At 71.3% G+C, this 19,288-nt stretch carries 18 protein-coding genes; 12 read left to right on the top strand and 6 right to left on the bottom strand.

Annotated features, from left to right (window positions below):
* Positions 1-141 precede the first annotated feature (141 nt).
* Positions 142-714 carry a PadR family transcriptional regulator gene (locus tag ACWDR3_RS36970; protein WP_450356950.1) on the top strand — a complete coding sequence of 191 codons (573 nt, stop codon included), beginning with the start codon at positions 142-144 and terminating at the stop codon, positions 712-714.
* 189 nt (positions 715-903) lie between these two features.
* Here the strand turns inward: ACWDR3_RS36970 and ACWDR3_RS36965 are convergent, their stop codons facing one another.
* Together ACWDR3_RS36965 and ACWDR3_RS36960 are read right to left on the bottom strand one after the other, a co-directional pair.
* Positions 904-1,797 carry an alpha/beta fold hydrolase gene (locus tag ACWDR3_RS36965; RefSeq protein WP_450356949.1) on the bottom strand — a complete coding sequence of 298 codons (894 nt, stop codon included), beginning with the start codon at positions 1,795-1,797 and terminating at the stop codon, positions 904-906.
* A gap of 84 nt (positions 1,798-1,881) precedes the next feature.
* On the bottom strand, positions 1,882-2,850 hold the full coding sequence (locus ACWDR3_RS36960) for an RNA polymerase sigma factor (RefSeq protein WP_450356948.1): 969 nt from the start codon (positions 2,848-2,850) through the stop codon (positions 1,882-1,884).
* A gap of 226 nt (positions 2,851-3,076) precedes the next feature.
* Here ACWDR3_RS36960 and ACWDR3_RS36955 point away from each other — a divergent pair, with 226 nt between their 5' ends.
* On the top strand, positions 3,077-4,288 hold the full coding sequence (locus tag ACWDR3_RS36955) for an FAD-dependent monooxygenase (protein WP_450356947.1): 1,212 nt from the start codon (positions 3,077-3,079) through the stop codon (positions 4,286-4,288).
* 47 nt (positions 4,289-4,335) lie between these two features.
* The gene (locus tag ACWDR3_RS36950) at positions 4,336-4,737 is read left to right on the top strand and encodes a RidA family protein (protein ID WP_450356946.1); all 402 of its coding nucleotides are present in this window, start codon (positions 4,336-4,338) and stop codon (positions 4,735-4,737) included.
* Between the two features lie 85 nt (positions 4,738-4,822).
* On the opposite strand, the gene ACWDR3_RS36945 is transcribed toward ACWDR3_RS36950, so the two are convergent.
* Positions 4,823-5,914 carry a polyprenyl synthetase family protein gene (locus ACWDR3_RS36945; RefSeq protein ID WP_450356945.1) on the bottom strand — a complete coding sequence of 364 codons (1,092 nt, stop codon included), beginning with the start codon at positions 5,912-5,914 and terminating at the stop codon, positions 4,823-4,825.
* A gap of 183 nt (positions 5,915-6,097) precedes the next feature.
* Between ACWDR3_RS36945 and ACWDR3_RS36940 the strand changes: the two genes are divergently transcribed.
* Both ACWDR3_RS36940 and ACWDR3_RS36935 read left to right on the top strand, forming a co-directional pair.
* Positions 6,098-7,042: an AraC family transcriptional regulator gene (locus ACWDR3_RS36940; RefSeq protein WP_450356944.1), complete on the top strand. Its 945-nt coding sequence runs from the start codon at positions 6,098-6,100 to the stop codon at positions 7,040-7,042.
* A 50-nt stretch (positions 7,043-7,092) separates the two neighbouring features.
* On the top strand, positions 7,093-7,758 hold the full coding sequence (locus tag ACWDR3_RS36935; protein ID WP_450356943.1) for a TetR/AcrR family transcriptional regulator C-terminal domain-containing protein: 666 nt from the start codon (positions 7,093-7,095) through the stop codon (positions 7,756-7,758).
* A 346-nt stretch (positions 7,759-8,104) separates the two neighbouring features.
* Here ACWDR3_RS36935 and ACWDR3_RS36930 read toward each other — a convergent pair whose 3' ends face one another.
* Positions 8,105-8,992, bottom strand: coding sequence for an aldo/keto reductase (locus ACWDR3_RS36930; RefSeq protein ID WP_450356957.1), 888 nt, complete (start codon positions 8,990-8,992; stop codon positions 8,105-8,107).
* Between the two features lie 197 nt (positions 8,993-9,189).
* Between ACWDR3_RS36930 and ACWDR3_RS36925 the strand changes: the two genes are divergently transcribed.
* From ACWDR3_RS36925 to ACWDR3_RS36900, 6 genes are all read left to right on the top strand, one after another.
* Positions 9,190-9,774 carry a TetR/AcrR family transcriptional regulator gene (locus ACWDR3_RS36925; RefSeq protein WP_450356942.1) on the top strand — a complete coding sequence of 195 codons (585 nt, stop codon included), beginning with the start codon at positions 9,190-9,192 and terminating at the stop codon, positions 9,772-9,774.
* A 155-nt stretch (positions 9,775-9,929) separates the two neighbouring features.
* Positions 9,930-10,718, top strand: coding sequence for a DUF4142 domain-containing protein (locus ACWDR3_RS36920; protein ID WP_450356941.1), 789 nt, complete (start codon positions 9,930-9,932; stop codon positions 10,716-10,718).
* A 156-nt stretch (positions 10,719-10,874) separates the two neighbouring features.
* Complete coding sequence (locus ACWDR3_RS36915) at positions 10,875-12,395, top strand: multinuclear nonheme iron-dependent oxidase (protein ID WP_450356956.1); 1,521 nt, start codon at positions 10,875-10,877, stop codon at positions 12,393-12,395.
* 120 nt (positions 12,396-12,515) lie between these two features.
* On the top strand, positions 12,516-13,295 hold the full coding sequence (locus ACWDR3_RS36910) for a DUF4142 domain-containing protein (protein ID WP_450356940.1): 780 nt from the start codon (positions 12,516-12,518) through the stop codon (positions 13,293-13,295).
* 111 nt (positions 13,296-13,406) lie between these two features.
* Entirely contained in the window at positions 13,407-14,207 is an 801-nt protein-coding gene (locus tag ACWDR3_RS36905; protein WP_450356939.1) for a TIGR04222 domain-containing membrane protein, read from the top strand.
* A 97-nt stretch (positions 14,208-14,304) separates the two neighbouring features.
* Positions 14,305-15,939: an alpha/beta hydrolase gene (locus tag ACWDR3_RS36900; protein ID WP_450356938.1), complete on the top strand. Its 1,635-nt coding sequence runs from the start codon at positions 14,305-14,307 to the stop codon at positions 15,937-15,939.
* Here ACWDR3_RS36900 and hemQ read toward each other — a convergent pair whose 3' ends face one another.
* Together hemQ and hemG are read right to left on the bottom strand one after the other, a co-directional pair.
* Positions 15,940-16,671, bottom strand: a complete 732-nt coding sequence (hemQ, locus tag ACWDR3_RS36895) for a hydrogen peroxide-dependent heme synthase (RefSeq protein ID WP_450356937.1) — start codon at positions 16,669-16,671, stop codon at positions 15,940-15,942.
* A 4-nt stretch (positions 16,672-16,675) separates the two neighbouring features.
* On the bottom strand, positions 16,676-18,142 hold the full coding sequence (hemG, locus tag ACWDR3_RS36890) for a protoporphyrinogen oxidase (RefSeq protein WP_450356936.1): 1,467 nt from the start codon (positions 18,140-18,142) through the stop codon (positions 16,676-16,678).
* Between the two features lie 160 nt (positions 18,143-18,302).
* Between hemG and ACWDR3_RS36885 the strand changes: the two genes are divergently transcribed.
* A partial coding sequence (locus tag ACWDR3_RS36885; protein WP_450356935.1) for a DUF4349 domain-containing protein occupies positions 18,303-19,288 on the top strand: 986 nt, incomplete at its 3' end.

The raw sequence follows: 19,288 nt of genomic DNA, 5'->3' as shown, positions 1-19,288 counted from the left end.
GCTAGAAGCTCCGAAACCAACATGTCAAGACCGGAATATTGAACAGAAGTCGATCCAGAATCCGTGGGACCGAGAGGCGGGATCCGCAGGGGTAGTTTTCGACCTGTCACTATTGGAGGGCCGGGGGTTATGGTTGTGAACATGAGCCTTCGTCACGCCCTCTTGGGACTCCTCGTCTTCCGCCCCGGCAGCGGCTATGACCTGCTGAAGATCTTCAACACCTCTCTCGGGTACGTCTGGCCCGCGAAGCAGAGCCAGATCTACGGCGAGCTGACGAAGCTGGACGCGACGGGCCTGATCAAGGTGACCGAGGAGGGCCCGCGGGGGCGTAAGCAGTACTCGCTCACCCCCGACGGGCACGCGGAGACGCTGCGCTGGCTGACCGAGGTCCAGGAGGGCCGGCCGCAGCGGAACCCGATGCTGCTGCAGACCTTCTTCCTGGGACTCCTGCCGCGCGACGAGGCCGTGCAGCGCCTGCTGGACCACGCGGACACCTCGGCCAAGGAGCACGACGCCCTGGTGGCCCTGCGGGACTCGGAGAACTGGGACCGGGACATGCTGAACGTGTGCGGCAGGCTGGTCCTGGAGCACGGCATCCGACAACGCGTACTGGAACAGGAGTGGGCCCGCTGGGCCGCCGACCAACTCCTCGCGGGGCATGTCCCGCAGCCCGCCGGGGAGGCGGGGGCGACGCCGGACGACCCGACCCTCTGAGGTCATGCCGAACGTGCTGCGGCTTGCCATAGGGACTCCCTACAAGCGGAGAGCGCATCTCCGCTTGTAGACTATCACCGCTCCTTCCTGCCCGTGGCCCGCGTCAAACCCGAACAGCCCGTACGGGCACTGTCCAGGTTCGAACGACCGCGCCGAGCAGGGTCGCCTTGCGAAACGGAAGGGCGAGCGCTACGAGGCGGAGGCGACGAATCCCGCGATCGCCCCGGCGAACTCCTCCGGCTCCTCGATGTGGCCGAAGTGCCCGCTGTTCTCCAGGACCAGCAGCTCCGCCCCGGGAATCAGCCCGTGCAGCTCCTGGGCCCACTTCATCCCGCAGATGAAGTCGTGCCGCCCGACGACGACCAGGGTGGGCACGGCGAGCGACCCGAGCTCCGCGCGGTCGTCGATGACGATCGGCTGCCGGTTCTCGTCCTGTCCCGAGACGTACGCGGCGCTCACGGCGGCACGGAACGGCGCGAACTCCTTCTCGCGGCCCCAGTAGTCGGCGAAGTACACCGGGACCAGCGCCTTGAGCACCTCGGTGATCCGTTCGTCGTCCTCGGCACCGGGGAGGGCCTCGAACCCAGCCAGGATCGCGGGGAGTTCGGGCTGGTCGGAGTGGCCCGCGGCGAACTCCTGGACCAGCCGCATGGCCTCGGCGGAGTGCTCGGGGCCGGTCAGCGGCGCACTCTCGTACAGGATCACGCTCGCGACCCGCTCGGGGTGGCGCAGGGCGTGGTACTGGGCGACGAAGCCGCCGTGGGAGTGGCCCAGCAGATGCACCTTCGGCACACCGAGGTGCTCGATCAGCGCCTCCAGGAACCGGCTGTAGCGGTCCCGGGTGTAGCCGTGCGGGTGGGAGGCGAGCCGGTCCGCACCGGCCGAGCCGACCGGTTCCGGGTAGACGACCGTCAGGTGCCGCTCCAGCGCGGGCATGCGCAGGTACTCCCAGTTGATGCCGGGTCCGCCGGAGTGCGCGACGCAGACCGGTCCGGTGCCGTGGACGTGATAGCGCTGCGTCACTCCGTCGATGTCCACGGTGTGGGTACCGGTCGCCAAGGGGTCAACAAGAGGGCTGGTCATGGGAACTCCGTGTCAGGAAAGGGTCGATGACACGGACAGGACGCGGAGCAGGGGACGAAGTTCGGCCCTGCCGTATGGCGTGCGTCACATGACGGGAAGGGATTCGAGCACCTGCACCGGCCTGGGGTGGAAGAGCCGCAGCCGGTGCACCCGGCCCGCGTCGTCCAGCGTCATCAGCCAGGCCACCGAGGGCGGGCAGTGCTCCGGATCGGCGGCCGGATTGGTGATGTCCATCTCCCAGACCGACAGCGACCGTCCGGCGACGGCGTGGACGAGACTCTGCCGCACGCCGTCCTCGATGTCGCCGTACATGGCGCGTACGAGAACGTCCCGGCCGCCGATCCGGTCGTTCCCCCGCAGGAGCGCGACCTCGGGAGACCAGCGTTCGGTCAGCAGCTTGCCGAAGTGTCCGCTCTCGGCCGCGTCGAGGGTCTCCCGCGCCTCGACACGGCTGGCCCGGACCCGCTCCTCGACGTTCGCGTGCGGAGCGTCCGCCGTGGCGGCGAGGGCCTCCGCGAGCTTGGCCCGCCCCTGACTGAGCCGGCTGCGCACGGTACCGACGGGAACCCCGCAGGCCTTCGCTATCTGCCCGTACGCCGTGACACCGGTGGTGAAGTGCCGCAGCACCACGGGCATGCGCAGCACCGGTGAGAGTTCCTCCAGCGCCTCCCAGACCCAGTCCCGCATCGCGTTCTGCTCCAGCCACTGCTCGGGACCGGCGGCCGTCGAGGGCAGGTGCAGATCGCCGACCGGCCGCGTGGCGACCGCGTTCCGCAGCAGCGAACGACTCGCGTTGCGTACGATCATCCGCAGCCAGGCACCGACCGCACTCGGATCGCGTACGTCACCGATCCGCCGCAGCGCGGTCAGCGCCGCGTCCTGCATCACGTCGTCGGCGTCCGCACCCGGCCCCAGAATGCTCAACGCCACCGCGCGCATCCCCGCCCGGTGCCGCTCCAACAGCAGCCCCAGCGCGGCGACTTCGCCCGCCTGGGCCGCCCGCGTCAGCGCCGCGTCCTCGACGCGTGCCACCTCGGCGACTTCCCGAATCATGCGACCCCTTCCCGCGCCCGTCCGCCCCATGGTCCACGACACCTCACCCAAGCATGGGCGCCGACGGGGGCGGGACGGGCGGGTGGGGCGAGATTCAGTCAGGCGTTCCAGGAGCCGTCGACGTCGATGTTCATTCACCGTTGACGCGATAACGCCGTTAACGTTACCGTCGATGGTAACGCCGTTAACAGACGATGGCGGCACCTTCAGCGAAGTGAGGCAGCCGATGGGGCGACTCAAGGTTCTGATCTCCGGCGCGAGCATCGCGGGGCCCGCACTCGCGCTGTGGCTGGCCAGGTACGGCGCGGACGTCACGGTCGTGGAGCGCTGGCCCGAACTGCGGGCCGGCGGCCAACTCGTCGATCTCCGCGGGGTCTCCCGGGAGGTCCTGCGCAGGATGGGGGTCGACTCCGAGGTACGGGCCGCGCGCGAGAGCAACTACGGCCTCTCCTTCGTCGACGGCCAAGGACGCACGAAGGGGGCGCTGCGGGCCGATCAGTTCGGCGGCGACGGGCCGGTCGCCGAGATCGAGATCCTGCGCGGCGCCCTGTCCGAGGTGCTCCACGAGCAGTCGCGGGACCGGGTCGAGTACCGGTTCGACGACCGCATCACCTCGGCTCATGACGACGGTACGAAGGTGCACGTCGAGTTCAAGTCGGCGCCCGCCGAGTCGTTCGACGTCGTCATCGGTGCCGACGGGCTCCACTCCGAACTGCGCGAGATGCTCTTCGGCCCGGAGACCGACCACTTGCACCACCTGGGCACGTACGTCTCCTTCTGGACGGCCCGCAACCACATCGACGTCAGGGACTGGACCGTCGCCTACAGCGAACCCGGCAGGACCATCGGGATGCGCTCCATCCTCGACAACTCGAAGGTGATGGCGTTCTTCAGCTTCCGCGCGGGCCGGCCCTCCTACGACTGGCGTGATGTCGACGCCCAGAAGCGCATCGTCAAGGCCAGGGCGTCCGGCATGGCCTGGGAGGCGGCCGCCCTGCTGTCGCAGATCGACACCGCCCCCGACTTCTACTTCGACACCTGCAGCCAGGTCAGACTGGCCAGGTGGTCCACCGGACGCGTCGGTCTGGTCGGAGACGCCGCCTACTCCGCCTCACCGCTGTCGGGCCACGGCACCACGATCGCCATGGTGGGCGCGTATGTCCTCGCGGGCGAACTGGCGGCCACCCCCGACGACATCACGGGGGCGCTCACCCGGTACGAGGCGAAACTGCGCCCGTGGATCGGGGAGATCCAGCAGTGGGCCCCCGACCAGGGGAAGGTCATGACTCCCCAGACCTCACTCGGCATCGCGTTCCGCAACGGGGTCGTCCGCCTGGCAAGTCACGTTCCCGGCAAGGAACTTCTGCTGCGGAGCCAGGTCAACAGGTCGAACGCGTTCCTGCTCGACGACTACTCACGGCACTTGGTGGCGGCGTAGCCCCGGCCACCTTTCAACACCCCTGTGGTTCCTGGAAAGGAATGAAGATGTCGGTCAACGCTGTCAATCCCCCCGAACTGCCCCCACTGCCGGGTGTCCTCTCCCACGCCGTGACCGTGCCGGCCCTCGGGCTCGTCTACACCTCGGGCCAGGTCGCCTGGGACAAGGACGGCCAACTCGTGGGCGGCGACGACCTCGTGGCGCAGTTCGAGAAGGCCTACGAGAACGTCGAGACGGCGCTCCGGGCGGCCGGTTCCTCCCGCGAGAAGATCATCAAGGAGACGGTCTATCTGGCGGGTTACACCACCGACCAGGCGGGCGAACTGGTCACCGCGCTCACCGCGGCGCGCAAGGGCTGCCCAACTCCGCCCGCCAGCACGGCTGTTGGTGTCACCACCCTCTTCCAGGACGGGTTCCTGGTGGAGATCGAGGTGGTGGCGACGCTCTGAGCCGACGGCGGATCGGCTGGACCGACAGCGGTCCGGCCGACCCGATGGCGGTCCGGCCGACCCGGCGGCGGTCGGGGCCCGGCGGCTACTTGGACCGCTCGACCGCCCAGTGCGGCAACAGCTCGAAGAAGTCGACCGCCTCGGCACGCCACCGGGACCGCCACCCGGCGGCCACCAGGGCGGCTTCTTCCGCGTGGCGGCGCATGTCCACCCGCATCCGCTCGGCCACGCCATGCCGTTCGGCGATCTCGCGGACCGTGGCGATGGTGTCCGCGGTGCACGAGGGATCGCCGAGGGCCGACTCCACCACCGCGCGCTCCGGCCCGCCGACGGTGGCCAGCAGGGCGGTCACGGCGTAACTGCGCTTCCCGTCACGGAAGTCGGTCCCGGTCGACTTGCCCATGACCTGCTCGTCCCCAAACAGGTCGAGGAAGTCGTCCCGCATCTGCCCGCAGATCCCCACCAGCCGCGCGTAGCGCCGCAACTCCCCTTCATGGCGGCCCGGTTGCTCACCGGCGGCCAGAAGCCCCAGTTGCAGGGGTGCGAGCAACGAGTAGCGCGCGGACTTGTAGTCCGCCACCTCGTGGATGACGTCGATGTCCGGGGGTACGGCGGTGAAGTCCCGTTCCAGGTCGACGACTTGACCCATGACGGTCTCCGCCGTGACCCGGGTCTGGACCTCGATCATGGCCTGCCGCACCGGGAGGCTCGTCTTCGCGTCGAGGAGCACGCGCAGGGACAGGGCCAGCGCGAGGTCGCCCGCGAGCACGGTGAGACCGAGCGCCGTGCGGGGGTGGTCTGGGAACTTCTCGCGATAGGCGTAGTAGGTGGTGGGTCCGCCGCGCCGGGTGGCGCTGTCGTCGATGAGGTCGTCGTGGATCAGGCCGTGGGTCTGGAGCAGTTCGAGGCTCAGGGCCGCGGCGTCGAGGCCCGGTACGGGTTCGTCCGTCACCAGCCCGGCCGCCTCGTGGAGCACCACCACCCGCATCCGCTTGCCGCCGCGCAGGGACAACTCCCGCAGCAGACCGAGGCATTCGGGGGTGAAGCTGCCGAACGACGGGGTGTCGAGCACGCCGTCCAAGGTGGCGAAGTACTCCTCGAAGAGCTTGTCGAAGCTCCGCGTGTGTCCGGCGAGGCGAGTCAACAACCGGTCACTGACACCGTCGGCGTCGGGCATGGGGCAGAACTCCTGTTATGAGGACGGTCACGAAGGAAGGCCACGGAGGAAGATCACAAGGGCGACGGCTTCCGTGCCGTCACCACGGCTACAGGGTTCCACGCCGCCCCGGGCCCACCCCCGACACCTCCCGCCTCAACGACTCCCGCGCCGGTCCGATGACCCCGTGGCTAGAGTTGAGGCGTGTATTTCTGGACTGACGCTGACGACATCCCCACGGTCGGTGCGTGGGGCGAGGTCTTCACCCACCTGCACGGCGCGAGCCGGATCAGCGTGCCGGATCGCACCGCCCCGTGGACCGGACGTCTGGACCGGCAGCAGTCAGGGGCCCACGGCCTGGCGCTGTGCGCGGGCGGCGAGGAAGTGGTGTCCAGGGACGCGCGGCACATCCGGGCCGACCCCCGCGGCAAGTACGAACTCCTCGTGCCGCTGGCCGGCACGGCCTGGGTGGAGCAGGGCCAGGCAGCCACCGAGATCCAGGCGGGCAGCATGGTGCTGTGCGACATCGACCGGCCGTTGACCTTCGCGCACGACGCCGACTTCCTGTCGATCGCCCTCATCGTGCCCGGCGACAGCATCGCCCTGCGCAGCCCGGCGGCGGCCCGCGAGCCGCAGATGCTGAGCGGGGACCGCGGACTGGGCCGTGTCATACGGCAGTTGGTGTCCACCTTGCAGGAGGAGCGCGAGGCGCTCTCCGAGACGACCTTCGACATCGCCTGCGACCGGCTCGTCGACCTGGTGTGCCTGGCCGCGGAGGGCGGCACGGACTCGGCCCCCGCCGGACAGCGGGCGACGGTGGAAGCCTCGATCCGCCAGTACGTCCGTCGGCACGCGGGCGACGACGGGCTCGACGTCCACGGCATCGCGCGGGCGCTCGGCTGGTCGGCCCGCTATGTCCAGCAGGTGCTGCAGGCCGCCGACACCACCCCGCGCGACCTCATCCGCCGTGAACGGCTGCTGCTCGCCCGGAGCCGGCTGGCCGGCACGAGCTGGGACTCGTACTCGATCGCGCAGATCGCGCACTCCTGCGGCTTCGGCAGCCACGCGGGCTTCTCCACGGCGTTCCGGGAGGAGTTCGGCATGACGCCCCGTGAGGCCAGGCGGGGTGCGGAGCGTCAACGGAGCTGACATGCTCGGCGTTGTCGCCCAGCCAGGACAATGGCGATAACATTGTTAACATGCCAAAGGGTTCTGAAGACTCCCCCGCCGTGCGGACCGGTCCCCCGCCGCCCGCGACCCGCGCCCAGGCGCTGGTGACCGCCGCGCTCGAAATCGTCGACTCCGGCGGGCTGGAAGCACTCACCATGCGGCGCCTCGCGGATGCCAGCAAGCTCCAACTGCCCGCCATCTACCGGGTCTTCAGCAACAAGCAGACACTCCTGGACGAGATGGCGGAAGCGATCCTGGCCGAAGCGCTGGTGGACGGCGGCGCGGGCGACTGGGAGGCCGAAGTCGCCCTGCTCGCCCGGCAGTTGAGAAAGGCTCTGCTGGCGCAGCGCGAGGGGGCGAGGATCGTCGGCGGCAGTTATGCGGCGCAGCGCCACAGCCTGGCGTTCGCGGATCGCCTCGTCGGCGTCATGCAGCAGGCGGGCTTCGCCGGGGTCTCGGCGCTCTGGGCCACGTCCACGGTCGTCTGTTACGTACTGGGCGAGACCCTGGAGGAACAGGGCCGGACCGAGGGCGCCGTCGAGAAGCTCGACTTCGCCGGAGCCCGCCAGACCTACCCTCGGCTGTTCGCCACGCCCGTCGAAGAATTCGTCAACTTCGACGGCCGCTTCGAGTTCGGCCTCGGCCTGATCCTCGGCGGCCTGCGCGAACGGTTGCGGGGCGCTGGCGCGGCCTAGCGGGATCTGTGGAGACGGGTCCGGTGTGGCCGCCGGTGGGACAGTTGACAACCGGCCTGAAATGCCGTCGAGCGGAGTCAGTCGGCACACGGCCAGACAAGCCGCCGAGCGGGATCAGCAGACGACCGGCCCAATGCGCCGCCGCGCGGAATCAGCACCCGACCCGTCCGATGCCCCGCCGAGCGGAATTACTCGACGACCGGTCCGAACCCCCGCCGCCCGTCACCGACCCGCCCCGGCCGACCCACCCCAGCCGGCCCGGTCCGGTCCGCCAAGGAGTCCACCCCCGCCGACCGCGAGTGCCGTGGCCCAGGAGCCCGTCCTGCTGCCACGGCACTCAGCTCGGTCAGTAGCGACCGCCCACCACGTGGGCCGACAGGCCGTCCAGCGTGGCGATCTCGTCGGGCGTCAGCTCGATGTCCGCGGCGGCCACGTTCTGCTCCAGCCACTTCACGCGCTTGGTGCCCGGGATCGGGACGACCGGGACGCCGAAGTGCTCGCTGCGCGAGGCCACCCAGGCCAGGGCCAACTGCGCCGCGGTGACACCCTTCTGCTCGGCCAGCGAGCGGACGCCGTCCGCGACGACCTCGTTCTCGGTGGTCTGGAAGCGCGGCAGCCGCCTGCGCGCGTCGCCCGCGGGCAGCGCCGACACGTCCACCGTGCCGGTCAGGAAGCCGCGGCCGAGCGGCGAGTACGCGACCAGACCCACGCCCAGCTCGCGCAGCCCCTCCCCCACCGTCTCCTCGATGTCACGGGACCAGATCGAGTACTCGCTCTGGACCGCCGTGATCGGGTGCACGGCATACGCCCGCCGCAGCTGCTCGGTGCTGACCTCGGAGAGGCCGATGTGCCGGATCTTCCCCTCCTTGACCAGCTCCGCCATGGCGCCGACCGACTCCTCGATCTCGGTGTTCGGCGAGACCCGGTGCAGGTAGAAGAGGTCGATGTGGTCGACACCGAGCCGCATCAGGGAGGCGTCGCAGGCGCGCTTGATGTAGCCGGGCTCGCCGCGGAAGACCCAGGTGTCGCTGCCCGTGCGGTCGATGCCGGTCTTGGTCGCCAGTTGGACCTCGTCACGACGGCCGGCGATGGCCCGGCCCACGAGCACCTCGTTGTGCCCGAAGGCGTACGCGTCGGCGGTGTCGATGAGGGTGACGCCCAGGTCGAGCGCGCGGTGGACGGTGGCGATCGCGTCGTCCCAGCTGGTCGGGCCGTACCCCTCGCTCATCCCCATGCAGCCGAGACCCTGGGAGGAAGTGGTGAGGTCGCCGAGTGAAATCGTGTTCACGGGAAGTCTCCGTTCGGTTGTATCGTGAGGGAGATACCGGAGGACCCTCCGGTAGTAACAACGTTAACGGAGGATCCTCCGGTAAGCAAGCAGGGTCGTCGATGCCGTCCGCCGGGCGGCACCACCGATCCCGGGGAGCAGACATGCAGGAACGTCAGGGACCACCGCAGCCGGTACGCGCCCACGCCGTACGCAACCGCGAGAAACTGCTGGCCGCGGCCATCGAGGAGTTCAACCACGCGGGCAAGGACGCCTCGCTGGGCAGCATCGCCAAGGCCGCCGGCGTGGGCATCGCCACGCTCTACCGGCACTTCCCCAACCGGGAGTCCCTGGTCCTGGCCACCTACGACTACGAGGTGGAGCAACTCTGCTCGGCCGCGGACCGACTCCTCGAAACCCTGCCGCCGGACCAGGCGTTGCAGGAGTGGATGAGGCATCTGGCGAGCCTGCTGGTCACCAAGCAGCACATGTCCGAGGCGCTGCGGACCATCGGCGTCGGCGAGACCTGGGCGTCCGAGTCCTACGCCCGGATCTCCGACACCATCGGCACCCTCCTCGCCGCGGGCGTCACCGCCGGGACGATCCGCTCCGACCTGAAGACGGCCGACGTGGTACTGGCGATGAGCGGACTGCTCCGACTGGACGCGTCCGGGGACTGGCGGGCCCAAGGGGACCGGTTGATCGGGTTGTTGATGGACGGCTTGCGGGTCGGCGCGAAGTCGCCCTGACCCGCCGACGTCGCTCCCGCACCCCCGACCAGGCCACCCCTGAGCACGTGACCTGGCCTCTTTGCCGACCTTTTAGATCTTTACCCTTTCTTTGAACATCGCGACCGTCCCACCCGTACCTCCTGGCACCCGTCTGTCTCATCCGGGAGGCACCCTTGCCGCGCATCAACGGCACAGCCATCTTCATCACGTCCCTCGTCGCCACCCTCGGTGCGGTCGCGTTCCCCATGTGGCAGTACGCCGACCGCATGGGCACCGGACAGGCGAACGTGGCGGCAAGCACGGTGAACACCCAGTGGGGGCCGCTGACCGCGGCCGACCGCGACCTGATCGTGCGGGTGCGCCTTGCCGGGCTGTGGGAGCTGCCGGCCGGGCAGCAGGCGATCGAGCGGGCGCCCAGCCAGGCGATCAAGGAGGCGGGCGACCATCTCATCGTCGGCCACACCGACCTGGACAAACGGGTGCGGATCGTCGCGGCCCAGCTCGGCGTCGCGCTGCCGAACGTGCCCAACGAGCAACAGCAGGGGTGGCTCCAGGAGATGACCGCGGCGCAGGGCGCGGAGTACGAGTACAAGTTCGTGAACCTGCTGCGGTCCGCGCACGGCAAGATCTTCCCGGCCATCGGCGCCGTACGGAACACCACCCGCAACACCCTGGTGCGCCAGCTCGCCTCGGACGCCAACCAGACCGTCCTCGACCACATCACGATCCTGGAGAAGACCGGCAAGGTCGACTTCGACGCCATCGCCAACGAGGCGGTGGCCGGCACCACCGCCAGCCCGACCGGACCGCCCGCGCCCGTCCCCGGCCAGGTGGCGCCCTCGGCCCCGGCGGCCGAGGCCAGCGGTGAGATCGGGACGACGTCCCGGCCGTCACCGGGCGCACCCGGCACTGTCAACACCGGCCGCCCGGACCCGGTGGACACGGCGGGCGTCCTGCGGTGATCCCGTAAGCCTCAGGGGTGTCCCAACCTCAAATGTTGCTCTGAAGGTGGACCGGGAGCGGTTCATGCGCGACGGCCGGGGCCATACCCCCTCCACGTCGACGGGGACGGCACGGACACGCGGAGGAAGCCGAGGAGGGGACGGGCGATGGAGCGAGTGACGAGGCTGGGGACGGGCATCGGGTGGCGGCCGGAGATCGCGGACGCCGTGGAGCGGATGCCGGGGATCGACTGGGTCGAGGCGGTGGCCGAGAACGTGTGCCCCGGACACCTCCCCGAGTCGCTGCGGCGGCTGCGCGAGCGCGGGGTGACCGTGATCCCGCACGGGGTCTCCCTCGGCCTCGGCGGCGCCGACCGGCCCGACGCCGGCCGCCTCGCCGCGCTCGCCGAGCGGGTCGAGGCACTGGGATCGCCGCTGGTCACCGAGCACATCGCGTTCGTACGGGCGGGCGGCCCGCTGACCGCGACCCCGGCCCTGGAGGCCGGACACCTGCTGCCCGTCCCGCGCACCCGCGACGCCCTCGACGTGCTGTGCGAGAACATCCGCATCGCCCAGGACGCGCTCCCGGTGCCGCTCGCCGTCGAGAACATCGCCGCGCTGATCGCCTGGCCCGGCGAGGAGATGACCGAGGGACAGTTCCTGTACGAGCTGGCCGACCGGACCGGCGTACGGCTCCTGATCGACGTGGCCAACCTGCACACCAACCACGTCAACCGCGCCGAGGACCCGGCCAAGGCGCTCGCCGAGCTTCCCCTGGAGGCCATCGCCTACGTCCATGTCGCGGGCGGCTTCGAGCGGGACGGTGTCTGGCACGACAGCCACGCCCACCCCGTCCCGCGCCCGGTCCTCGACATCCTGACCGACCTCGCGTCCCGGGTCTCGCCGCCGGGCGTCCTGCTGGAGCGGGACGAGAACTTCCCCGAACCGGCGGAGCTGGAAAGGGAGTTGGCGTCGATCAAGGAGGCGCTGCACCGCGGGTTCCGGGAGGCCGTGGCACGCGAGATCCGGGGAGCGGCGGTGAGTGCACACAGCGGCGAGGCGGTCTCCGGCAGCCGGGAGGCCGACGGCGCTGCGTACGTCGGACAAGAGGCCATCGGCACCGAGCGTGGGAGCCGAGAGAAGCCCGCCGCGCAAGGACCGGCCGTCGCCCTGGCCGACCCTGCCCCGGCGGCGCACGCCAAGGCCGACCCCTCCGAACCGGCAGCACACATCACGGCCGACCCCGCCGACCCCACCTCGGCGAACCCCGCCGCCCAAATCACTCCCGCCCGCCAACGCCTCGCCCTGGCCCAGGCCGCGCTGCTCTCCGCGCTCGTCGCCGGTACGCCGGTTCCCGAGGGCTTCGACCGGGTCCGGCTCGGCGTGCAGGCGCGGGCGCTGGGCGGGAAGCGGGCCGATGTCGTGGCGAAGGTCGCGCCGGAGCTGCCGGAGATCCTCGGTACGGACTATCGCGGGCACTTCCTCGCGTACGCCCACGGGCACCCGATGACCGGCGGCTACCGGCGGGACGCCCTGGACTTCGCCGAGCATCTGCTGCGCGCCGGGCTGGTCGAGGAGGCGGGGGCGCGGCAGGAGGTGCGGGAGTGGTGGCTGGAGCGGTCGGGTCCGGTGCCGCGCTCGCGGCGGCCGGGGGTGCGGCTGGCCAGGGCGACGCGGCGGGTGCTGCTGCGGCGCTGAGGGGGCCCGGAGAGGCGGGGCCACGCGGCAGCGGGGCGCGGACCGGGCGGTAACATTGCAACTTCCGCACACATCCGCACCCTGAGCACACATCCGTGCGGTGCCGTACCGGGAGGCGCCATGCGACCGCGACCCCCTGTCCGAGGACGGGGCATCTTCAGCGGCACCGGGCTCATCATCATGGGCCTGACCGCGACGCTCCTGGCGTTGATCTTTCCGATCTGGTCGTACGCCGACCGGTCGGGGGTCGGCACGGACGCGAACGTCCTCAACGCCCAGACGGTGTCCACCAGTTACGGTCCGCTGTCCGCGCTCGACCGCGAGTTCATCACCAAGGTGCGGCTGGCCGGCCTGTGGGAGCTGCCCGCCGGGCAGGAGGCGGAGCAGAAGGGCACGACCCAGGCCGTACGGACGGCGGGGCAGCACCTCGTCGAGGGGCACACCTTCCTGGACCAGCGGGTGCGCGATGTCGCCGCGAAGCTCGGGCTCGCGCTGCCGAACGAGCCGAACGACCAGCAGAAGCAGTGGCTCGCGACGCTCAGCGCGGCCCAGGGCGGCGACTACGACAGCAAGTTCGCCAACATCTTGCGGGTGGCGCACGGCAAGGTGTTCTCGGTCGTCGCCCAGGTCCGCGCGAGCACCCAGAACTCGCTGGTGCGCACGCTCGCCGACGACGCGAACACGACCGTGCTCGACCACATCAAGGTGCTGGAGGCCACCGGGTACGTCGACTGGGACGCCCTGGCCCGGGACCTGGCCGCCACGCCCCCGCCCTCGCTCGCCGGCACACCCGCGGCGACCCTCGACCCGGCGCCGGCGGCCCCGACCTTCCGGCCGCCGCCGTCGTCCCCGTACACGCTCCCGCCGCCGGCCTCCAGCCCGCCGCCCGCGCAGCCGTAGCCGTATCCACAGGCCGTTTCGCGCCAATCGGAACGTCACATACCGACAACACTCCGTCCGGATTGTGAACAGGGCATGGCGCTTCCCGGGCCCCTGGCATAGAAACGCGGCATGTTCTGGGTCCTGCTCCTGCTGCTGGCCTGGGCCGTCGCCGGCTCGGCCTGTACCCGGCTGTGTCTCGCCGCCGTACGTGTGGCGGCCGTGGACGCGGATGCCGACACGGACGTCCGGGGGCGCGGTCTGACGCTCTACGAGGCGGCCTTCCTGTCCGGCGGCCCCGGGCGGGTCGCCGATCTGACCATGGTCTCGATGGCCCGGCAGCAGCGGTTGCTGCTGGCCCGCACCGGCTGGGCGACGGTCGTCGACCCGCGCGGGCGCGACGAGATGGAGCGCTCGGTGATAGGGGCCATCGGGCCCGAGGGGCAGAGCCGGATCGCCCCGGTGCGCGCCGCGACGGCCTCGGCGGACGCCGTGGGCAGCCTCGGCGACCGGCTGGTCAGCGCGGGTCTCGCGGTGCCCGCCGACGGGCGAGGCGGCATCGCGGCGGGCATCCGCCAGGTGCAGTTCGCGGCGCTCGCCGTGTTCGGCCTCGGCGTGGCGGCGCTGCTGCTGCCCGCCCCGCCGGACATGCCGCGCGGCCTGGTCGCCCTCTGGTTCGCGCTGCCGCTGGCGCTGACCCTGAGCTGCCTGGCGATCGCCCGCGTCGAGGTCCACCCGTACTCCCGTTGGGCCTCCCCGGCCGGCCAGCGCCTCCTGGGTGCCCTGACCCGGCGCTCCGGGGGCGGCGACGACCGTACGTACCTCACCTCGGTCGCCGTCCGAGGGGTCCGCGCGATCGGCGAACCGGACCTGCGCGAGGCCTTCGAGCACCGGGACCAGCCGTGGCGCGAACCACACGCCGGGGGCGCATAGGGGGCATTGAGCCCGACACCCGCGGGCGGTGCTTGCCTTGGCCCGAACTCGTACGAAACATCCCTTCTGTCGCCGCCGTGCACCGAAGGGATACGCCATGAGAGCAGCCGCCTTCTACTCGGCCGCCGGATCCTTGCTCCTGACCACGCTCGCCACCGCCCCCGCCACCGGCCTGCCCGGTGGGCCGGGCGCGGTCGAACTGCGGGGCACCGCCGTGGCCGCCGCGCGCGCCGCTGCCGTGGGCGTGGACTTCGGGAAGTGCTCAGAGGCGCAGGACATGCCCGGCAGCATGCAGTGCGGCACGGTCTCCGTCCCGCTCGACTACGCGCACCCCCGCGGCAAGCAGATCCGACTGACCGTCAGCCGGGTCCGCGCCACCCACAAGGACCCGCGCAACAGCAAGCGCCGGGTGCCGCGCCAGGGCGCGCTGGTCTACAACCCGGGCGGCCCGGGCGGCGACGGGTTCTACTTCCCGCTCATCGGCCTGCTGCCGGAGTGGAAGCGCATCGCGTCCGCGTACGACCTGGTCGGCTACTCCCCGCGCGGGGTCGGCCGCTCCGCGCCCGTGTCCTGCCAGGACCCCAAGCACTTCAGCAAGGCGCCCTCGCAGTCACCGACGTACCCCTCGGAGTCGTACAAGCAGGAGCGCGTCGCGCAGGCGAAGGCGTACGCGCGCGGCTGCGCCAAGCGGACGGGGAGCGCGCTTCGGTACTACACCTCGCTCAACAACGCCCGTGACCTGGACGTCCTGCGGGCGGCGCTGGGCGAGGACCGGCTGACGTTCATGGGGGCGTCGTACGGCACCTACTTCGGGGCGCTGTACGCGACGCTGTTCCCCTCGCACGTGCGGCGGATGGTCTTCGACTCGGCGGTGAACCCGGACCCGGAGCAGATCTGGTACCGCAACAACCTCGACCAGTCGGCCGCGTTCGAGGGCCGCTGGACGGACTTCCGCGAGTGGATGGCCGAGCACGACAAGGTGTACGGGCTCGGGGCCACGGCCGAGGCGGTGCAGGGCAGTTACGACAAGGCGGCCGCGCAGCTCGCGGCGGAGCCGGCCGGCGGCAAGGTGGGCCCTGCGCAGTTGCAGAGCGCGTTCCTGACGGCCGGGTACTACGACGACTACTGGCCGCACCGCGCGCAGGCGCTCTCGGCGTATCTGAAGGGCGACCCGAAGCCTCTGATCCAGCAGGCGGGTCCGCACCCGGAGGCGGCGGCCGAGTCGGAGAACTCCAACGCCGTGTACACGGCCGTCGAGTGCAACGACGCGTCCTGGCCGACGGACTTCAAGGTCTGGGACCGCGACAACACGCGCCTCGCGCGCGTGGCGCCGTTCGAGACCTGGGACAACGTGTGGATGAACCTGCCCTGCGCGTACTGGCCCGCGCCGCGTCAGCAGGTCGTCGATGTGAGGACCGCGCCGGGTGAGTTGCCCTCGACGTTGATCCTGGCCGCCGAGAGGGACGCGGCGACTCCGTACGACGGTGCGCTGGAGCTGCACCGGCGGCTGTCCGGCTCGGTCCTTGTGACCGAGCGGGACGCGGGTACGCACGGCATCGCGGGCGGCCCGAACCGCTGCGTCAACGGCTACCTGGACGCCTATCTGCTGGAGGGCCGCCTCCCGGTGCGGCGCGCGGCCTGCGCCCCGCACAAGGAGCCCCAGCCGACCGCGGCCGACGACCGCGCCAAGGGCGAACCCAAGGGGAAGTCGGCCGCCCGCCCCACCCGTTGATCAGGCCAGGCCGGCGATGAGCTCGCCGATCTCCTTGCGGCGGCCCGTGTAGAACGGGACCTCCTCGCGGACGTGCATGCGGGCCTCGGAGGCGCGCAGGTGGCGCATGAGGTCGACGATGCGGTACAGCTCGTCGGCCTCGAAGGCCAGGATCCACTCGTAGTCGCCGAGCGAGAACGAGGCCACCGTGTTGGCGCGCACGTCCGGGTAGCCGCGGGCCATCTTGCCGTGGTCGGCGAGCATGCGGCGACGGTCCTCGTCGGGCAGCAGGTACCAGTCGTAGGAGCGCACGAACGGGTACACGCTGATGTAGTTGCGCGGAGTCTCGTCGGCCAGGAACGCCGGAATGTGCGAGCGGTTGAACTCGGCGGGGCGGTGCAGCGCCATGTTCGACCAGACCGGCTCCAGCGCGCGGCCGAGCTTGGTGCGGCGGAAGAGGTTGTACGCCTCCTGGAGCTGGTCGGCGGTCTCGGCGTGCCACCAGATCATGAGGTCGGCGTCGGCACGCAGGCCCGACACGTCGTACGTGCCGCGGATCGTCACGTCCTTGGCGGCGAGCTGGTCGAACAGCTCCTGGACCTCGTCGGCGTAACCGGCGCGGTCGTCGGGGAGCACGTCCTTCAGCTTGAAGACCGACCACAGCGTGTAGCGGATGACCTCGTTGAGGTCCTTGGCCAGCTTGCCCTTGTTCGGGATACGGCCGGGCTCGGTGGTGGGGGCGTCGTCACTCATGCGGCTATTCTCCCGCTCCGCCGTGCAGGCTCTGCACCGGGTTGGCGGTGAGCTCCCGGACCGCTGCGAGGTCGCCGCCCAGCTGGTCCACGGCGGCGTACGCGCTCGCGATGCAGGCCGGGATGCCGACACCGTCGTACTGCGCGCCGCAGACCGCGAGGCCCGGGAGCTTGGCGACGTGCTCGCGGACGCGGGCCACGCGCGCGTGGTGGCCGACGGGGTACTGGGGCAGGCCGTCGGTCCAGCGGGTGACGCGGGTCTCCAGGGGCGTGGCGGCGAGGCCGGTGGCCTCGCGCAGGTCGTGCCGGGAGACGTCGACCAGACCGGCGTCGTCGCGCTCCAGGACAGCCGTCTCGCCGTACCGCCCGACGGACGTGCGCAGCACGACCACGTCCGGGTTCTCGTCGGCGATCCAGCCCCACTTCTGCGAGGCGAACGTCGACGCCTTGATGGTCCGCCCGTCGACCGGCGGCACGAGGAAGCCACTGCCTTCGGGGAGGGCGGTGTCGCCGCGGCGGTAGGCGAGGGTTACCAGGGCCATGGACGCGTACTCGACGGCGGCGAGCTCACCGGCGGCTTCCGGAGCCTCGGCGCGCAGGAGTCCGGCGGCGACGGGGGCCGGGGCGGCCACGACCACCGCGTCCGCGTCCCACACACGGTCCCCTGCCACGACCCGCCAGGTCGCGTGCGCCGACGCCACGTCGATCCGGCGCAGCTCCCGTACCGGTGTCCCGGTCAGGATCTCGCCCCCACGCGCGCGTACCGACTCCGCGACGGCGAGCGGCAGTTGGCCCACTCCGCCCTCGATGCCCATGAAGACGGGCCCCGTCTGCTGGGCCGCCGCCGCCCTGGCCTGGATCCCGCGGACGGCCTCCGTCAGCGAGTCGTGCGTCAACGCGGCCTGATAGAGCTGCGGGACCGCCGAGCGCATCGAGATGCGGTACGCGTCGCCCGCGTACACACCGCCGAGCAGGGGTTCCACGAGGCGGTCGACGACCTCGCGGCCCAGCCGCTCCGCCACGTACTCCCCCACCGCCACGTCGTCCCCGACCTCCGTGCGTGGCAGCTCCGCGTCGCGCTCGATGCGGGCGAGGCCCTCGTCGGACAGCACCCCGGAGAGGGCGGCGGCGGTGCCGGGTACGCCCATGACGTGGCCCTTGGGCATGGGGCGCAGGGCGCCGCGGGTCCAGATCGAGGCGGTCGCGGTGGCCGGTGCCTGGAGCCGGTCTCCCAGCCCGACCTCGCGCGCGAGGGCGACGGCCTCCGGTCTGCGGGCGAGCATGGACTCGGCGCCGAAGTCGACGCGGGCGCCGGCGATCTCGCCCGGCAGCAGCTTGCCGCCGACCCGGTCCGACGCCTCCAGCACGGTCACCGTCGCGCCGCGCTCCAGCAGCCGGTGGGCCGCGGCGAGACCCGCGATGCCGGCTCCGATGACGACGACGTGCCCCGCACGCCTACCCGTTGCGCTCATGCCCTCCACTCTCGCAGACCCCACTGACACTCCCGCCGGGGCCCGGTGTCCGCCGCGAGTCCCGACCGTGACCTCATCGGAACCGAGCCACCCCAACGTCCGGACCCCTCCCGGCGTCGAAGAAGCATCAGTCGGTCATGACACTCGGGGGGTACGCCTCATGCGCACACGACATTCCGTACGGCCGGTCCACGCCCTGACCGGAATCCTGCTCGCCGCGACGCTCGCGCTCGCCGGCTGCGGCGGCTCGGACAGCAGCGACACCTCCGCCAGTGACGCCGGCGCGAAGGACGTTCCGCAGGCGGCCGAGGCGGCTCCGGGCGGCGAGCAGGACAGCGCGGGCGACAAGAGCGCGAGCGGCAGCAAGGCATCGACCGCGCCCAAGCTCTCCGCCAGCCACATCATCCGCACCGCCTCGCTGACCGTGCAGGTCAAGGACGTACCGAAGGCGCTCGACGAGGCCCGCACCACCACCGAGAACGCGGGCGGCTATGTCGGCAACGAGACCACGAACAGGGGTGAGGAGGGCCGCGAGCACACGCGCGTGACGCTGCGCGTGCCGGTCGAGAAGTACGACGAGGTCCTCGCCGATCTGCAGGGCGCGGGCAAGCTCCTGGAGCGCACCGCGAAGGCCCAGGATGTCACCGACCAGGTCGTCGACGTGGAGAGCCGCATCAAGTCGCAGCGGGTCAGCGTGGCCCGGGTCCGCGAGCTGATGGATCAGGCCACCCGGCTGAGCGACGTGGTGGAGCTGGAGGGCGAGTTGAGCACCCGGGAGTCGGACCTGGAGGCGCTGCTGGCCCAGCAGGCGTCCTTGAAGGACCGCACAAGCCTGGCCACCATCACGCTCTCGCTGACCGAGACACCTGTGAAGGCGGTCGCGAAGGACGACGACACCGGCTTCATGGACGCGCTGGCCGGGGGCTGGGACGCGTTCGTGACGATGCTGCGCTGGCTGGCGGTGGCGTTCGGCGCGGTGCTGCCCTTCCTCGCGGTGGCGGCCCTGCTCGTGCTGGCGTGGCTGCGGCTGATCCGGCCCCGGCTGCCGCGCCGTCCGGCCACCGCGCCCCTGACGACCGCGCTGGGCCCGCTGCCGGCGGCCCCGCCCATTCCTGACACCACCGCGCCTCGGAAGGGCGACGAGCA

Source organism: Streptomyces sp. NPDC001002 (assembly GCF_053599215.1).
This window is presented reverse-complemented; position numbering and strand designations above follow the sequence as displayed.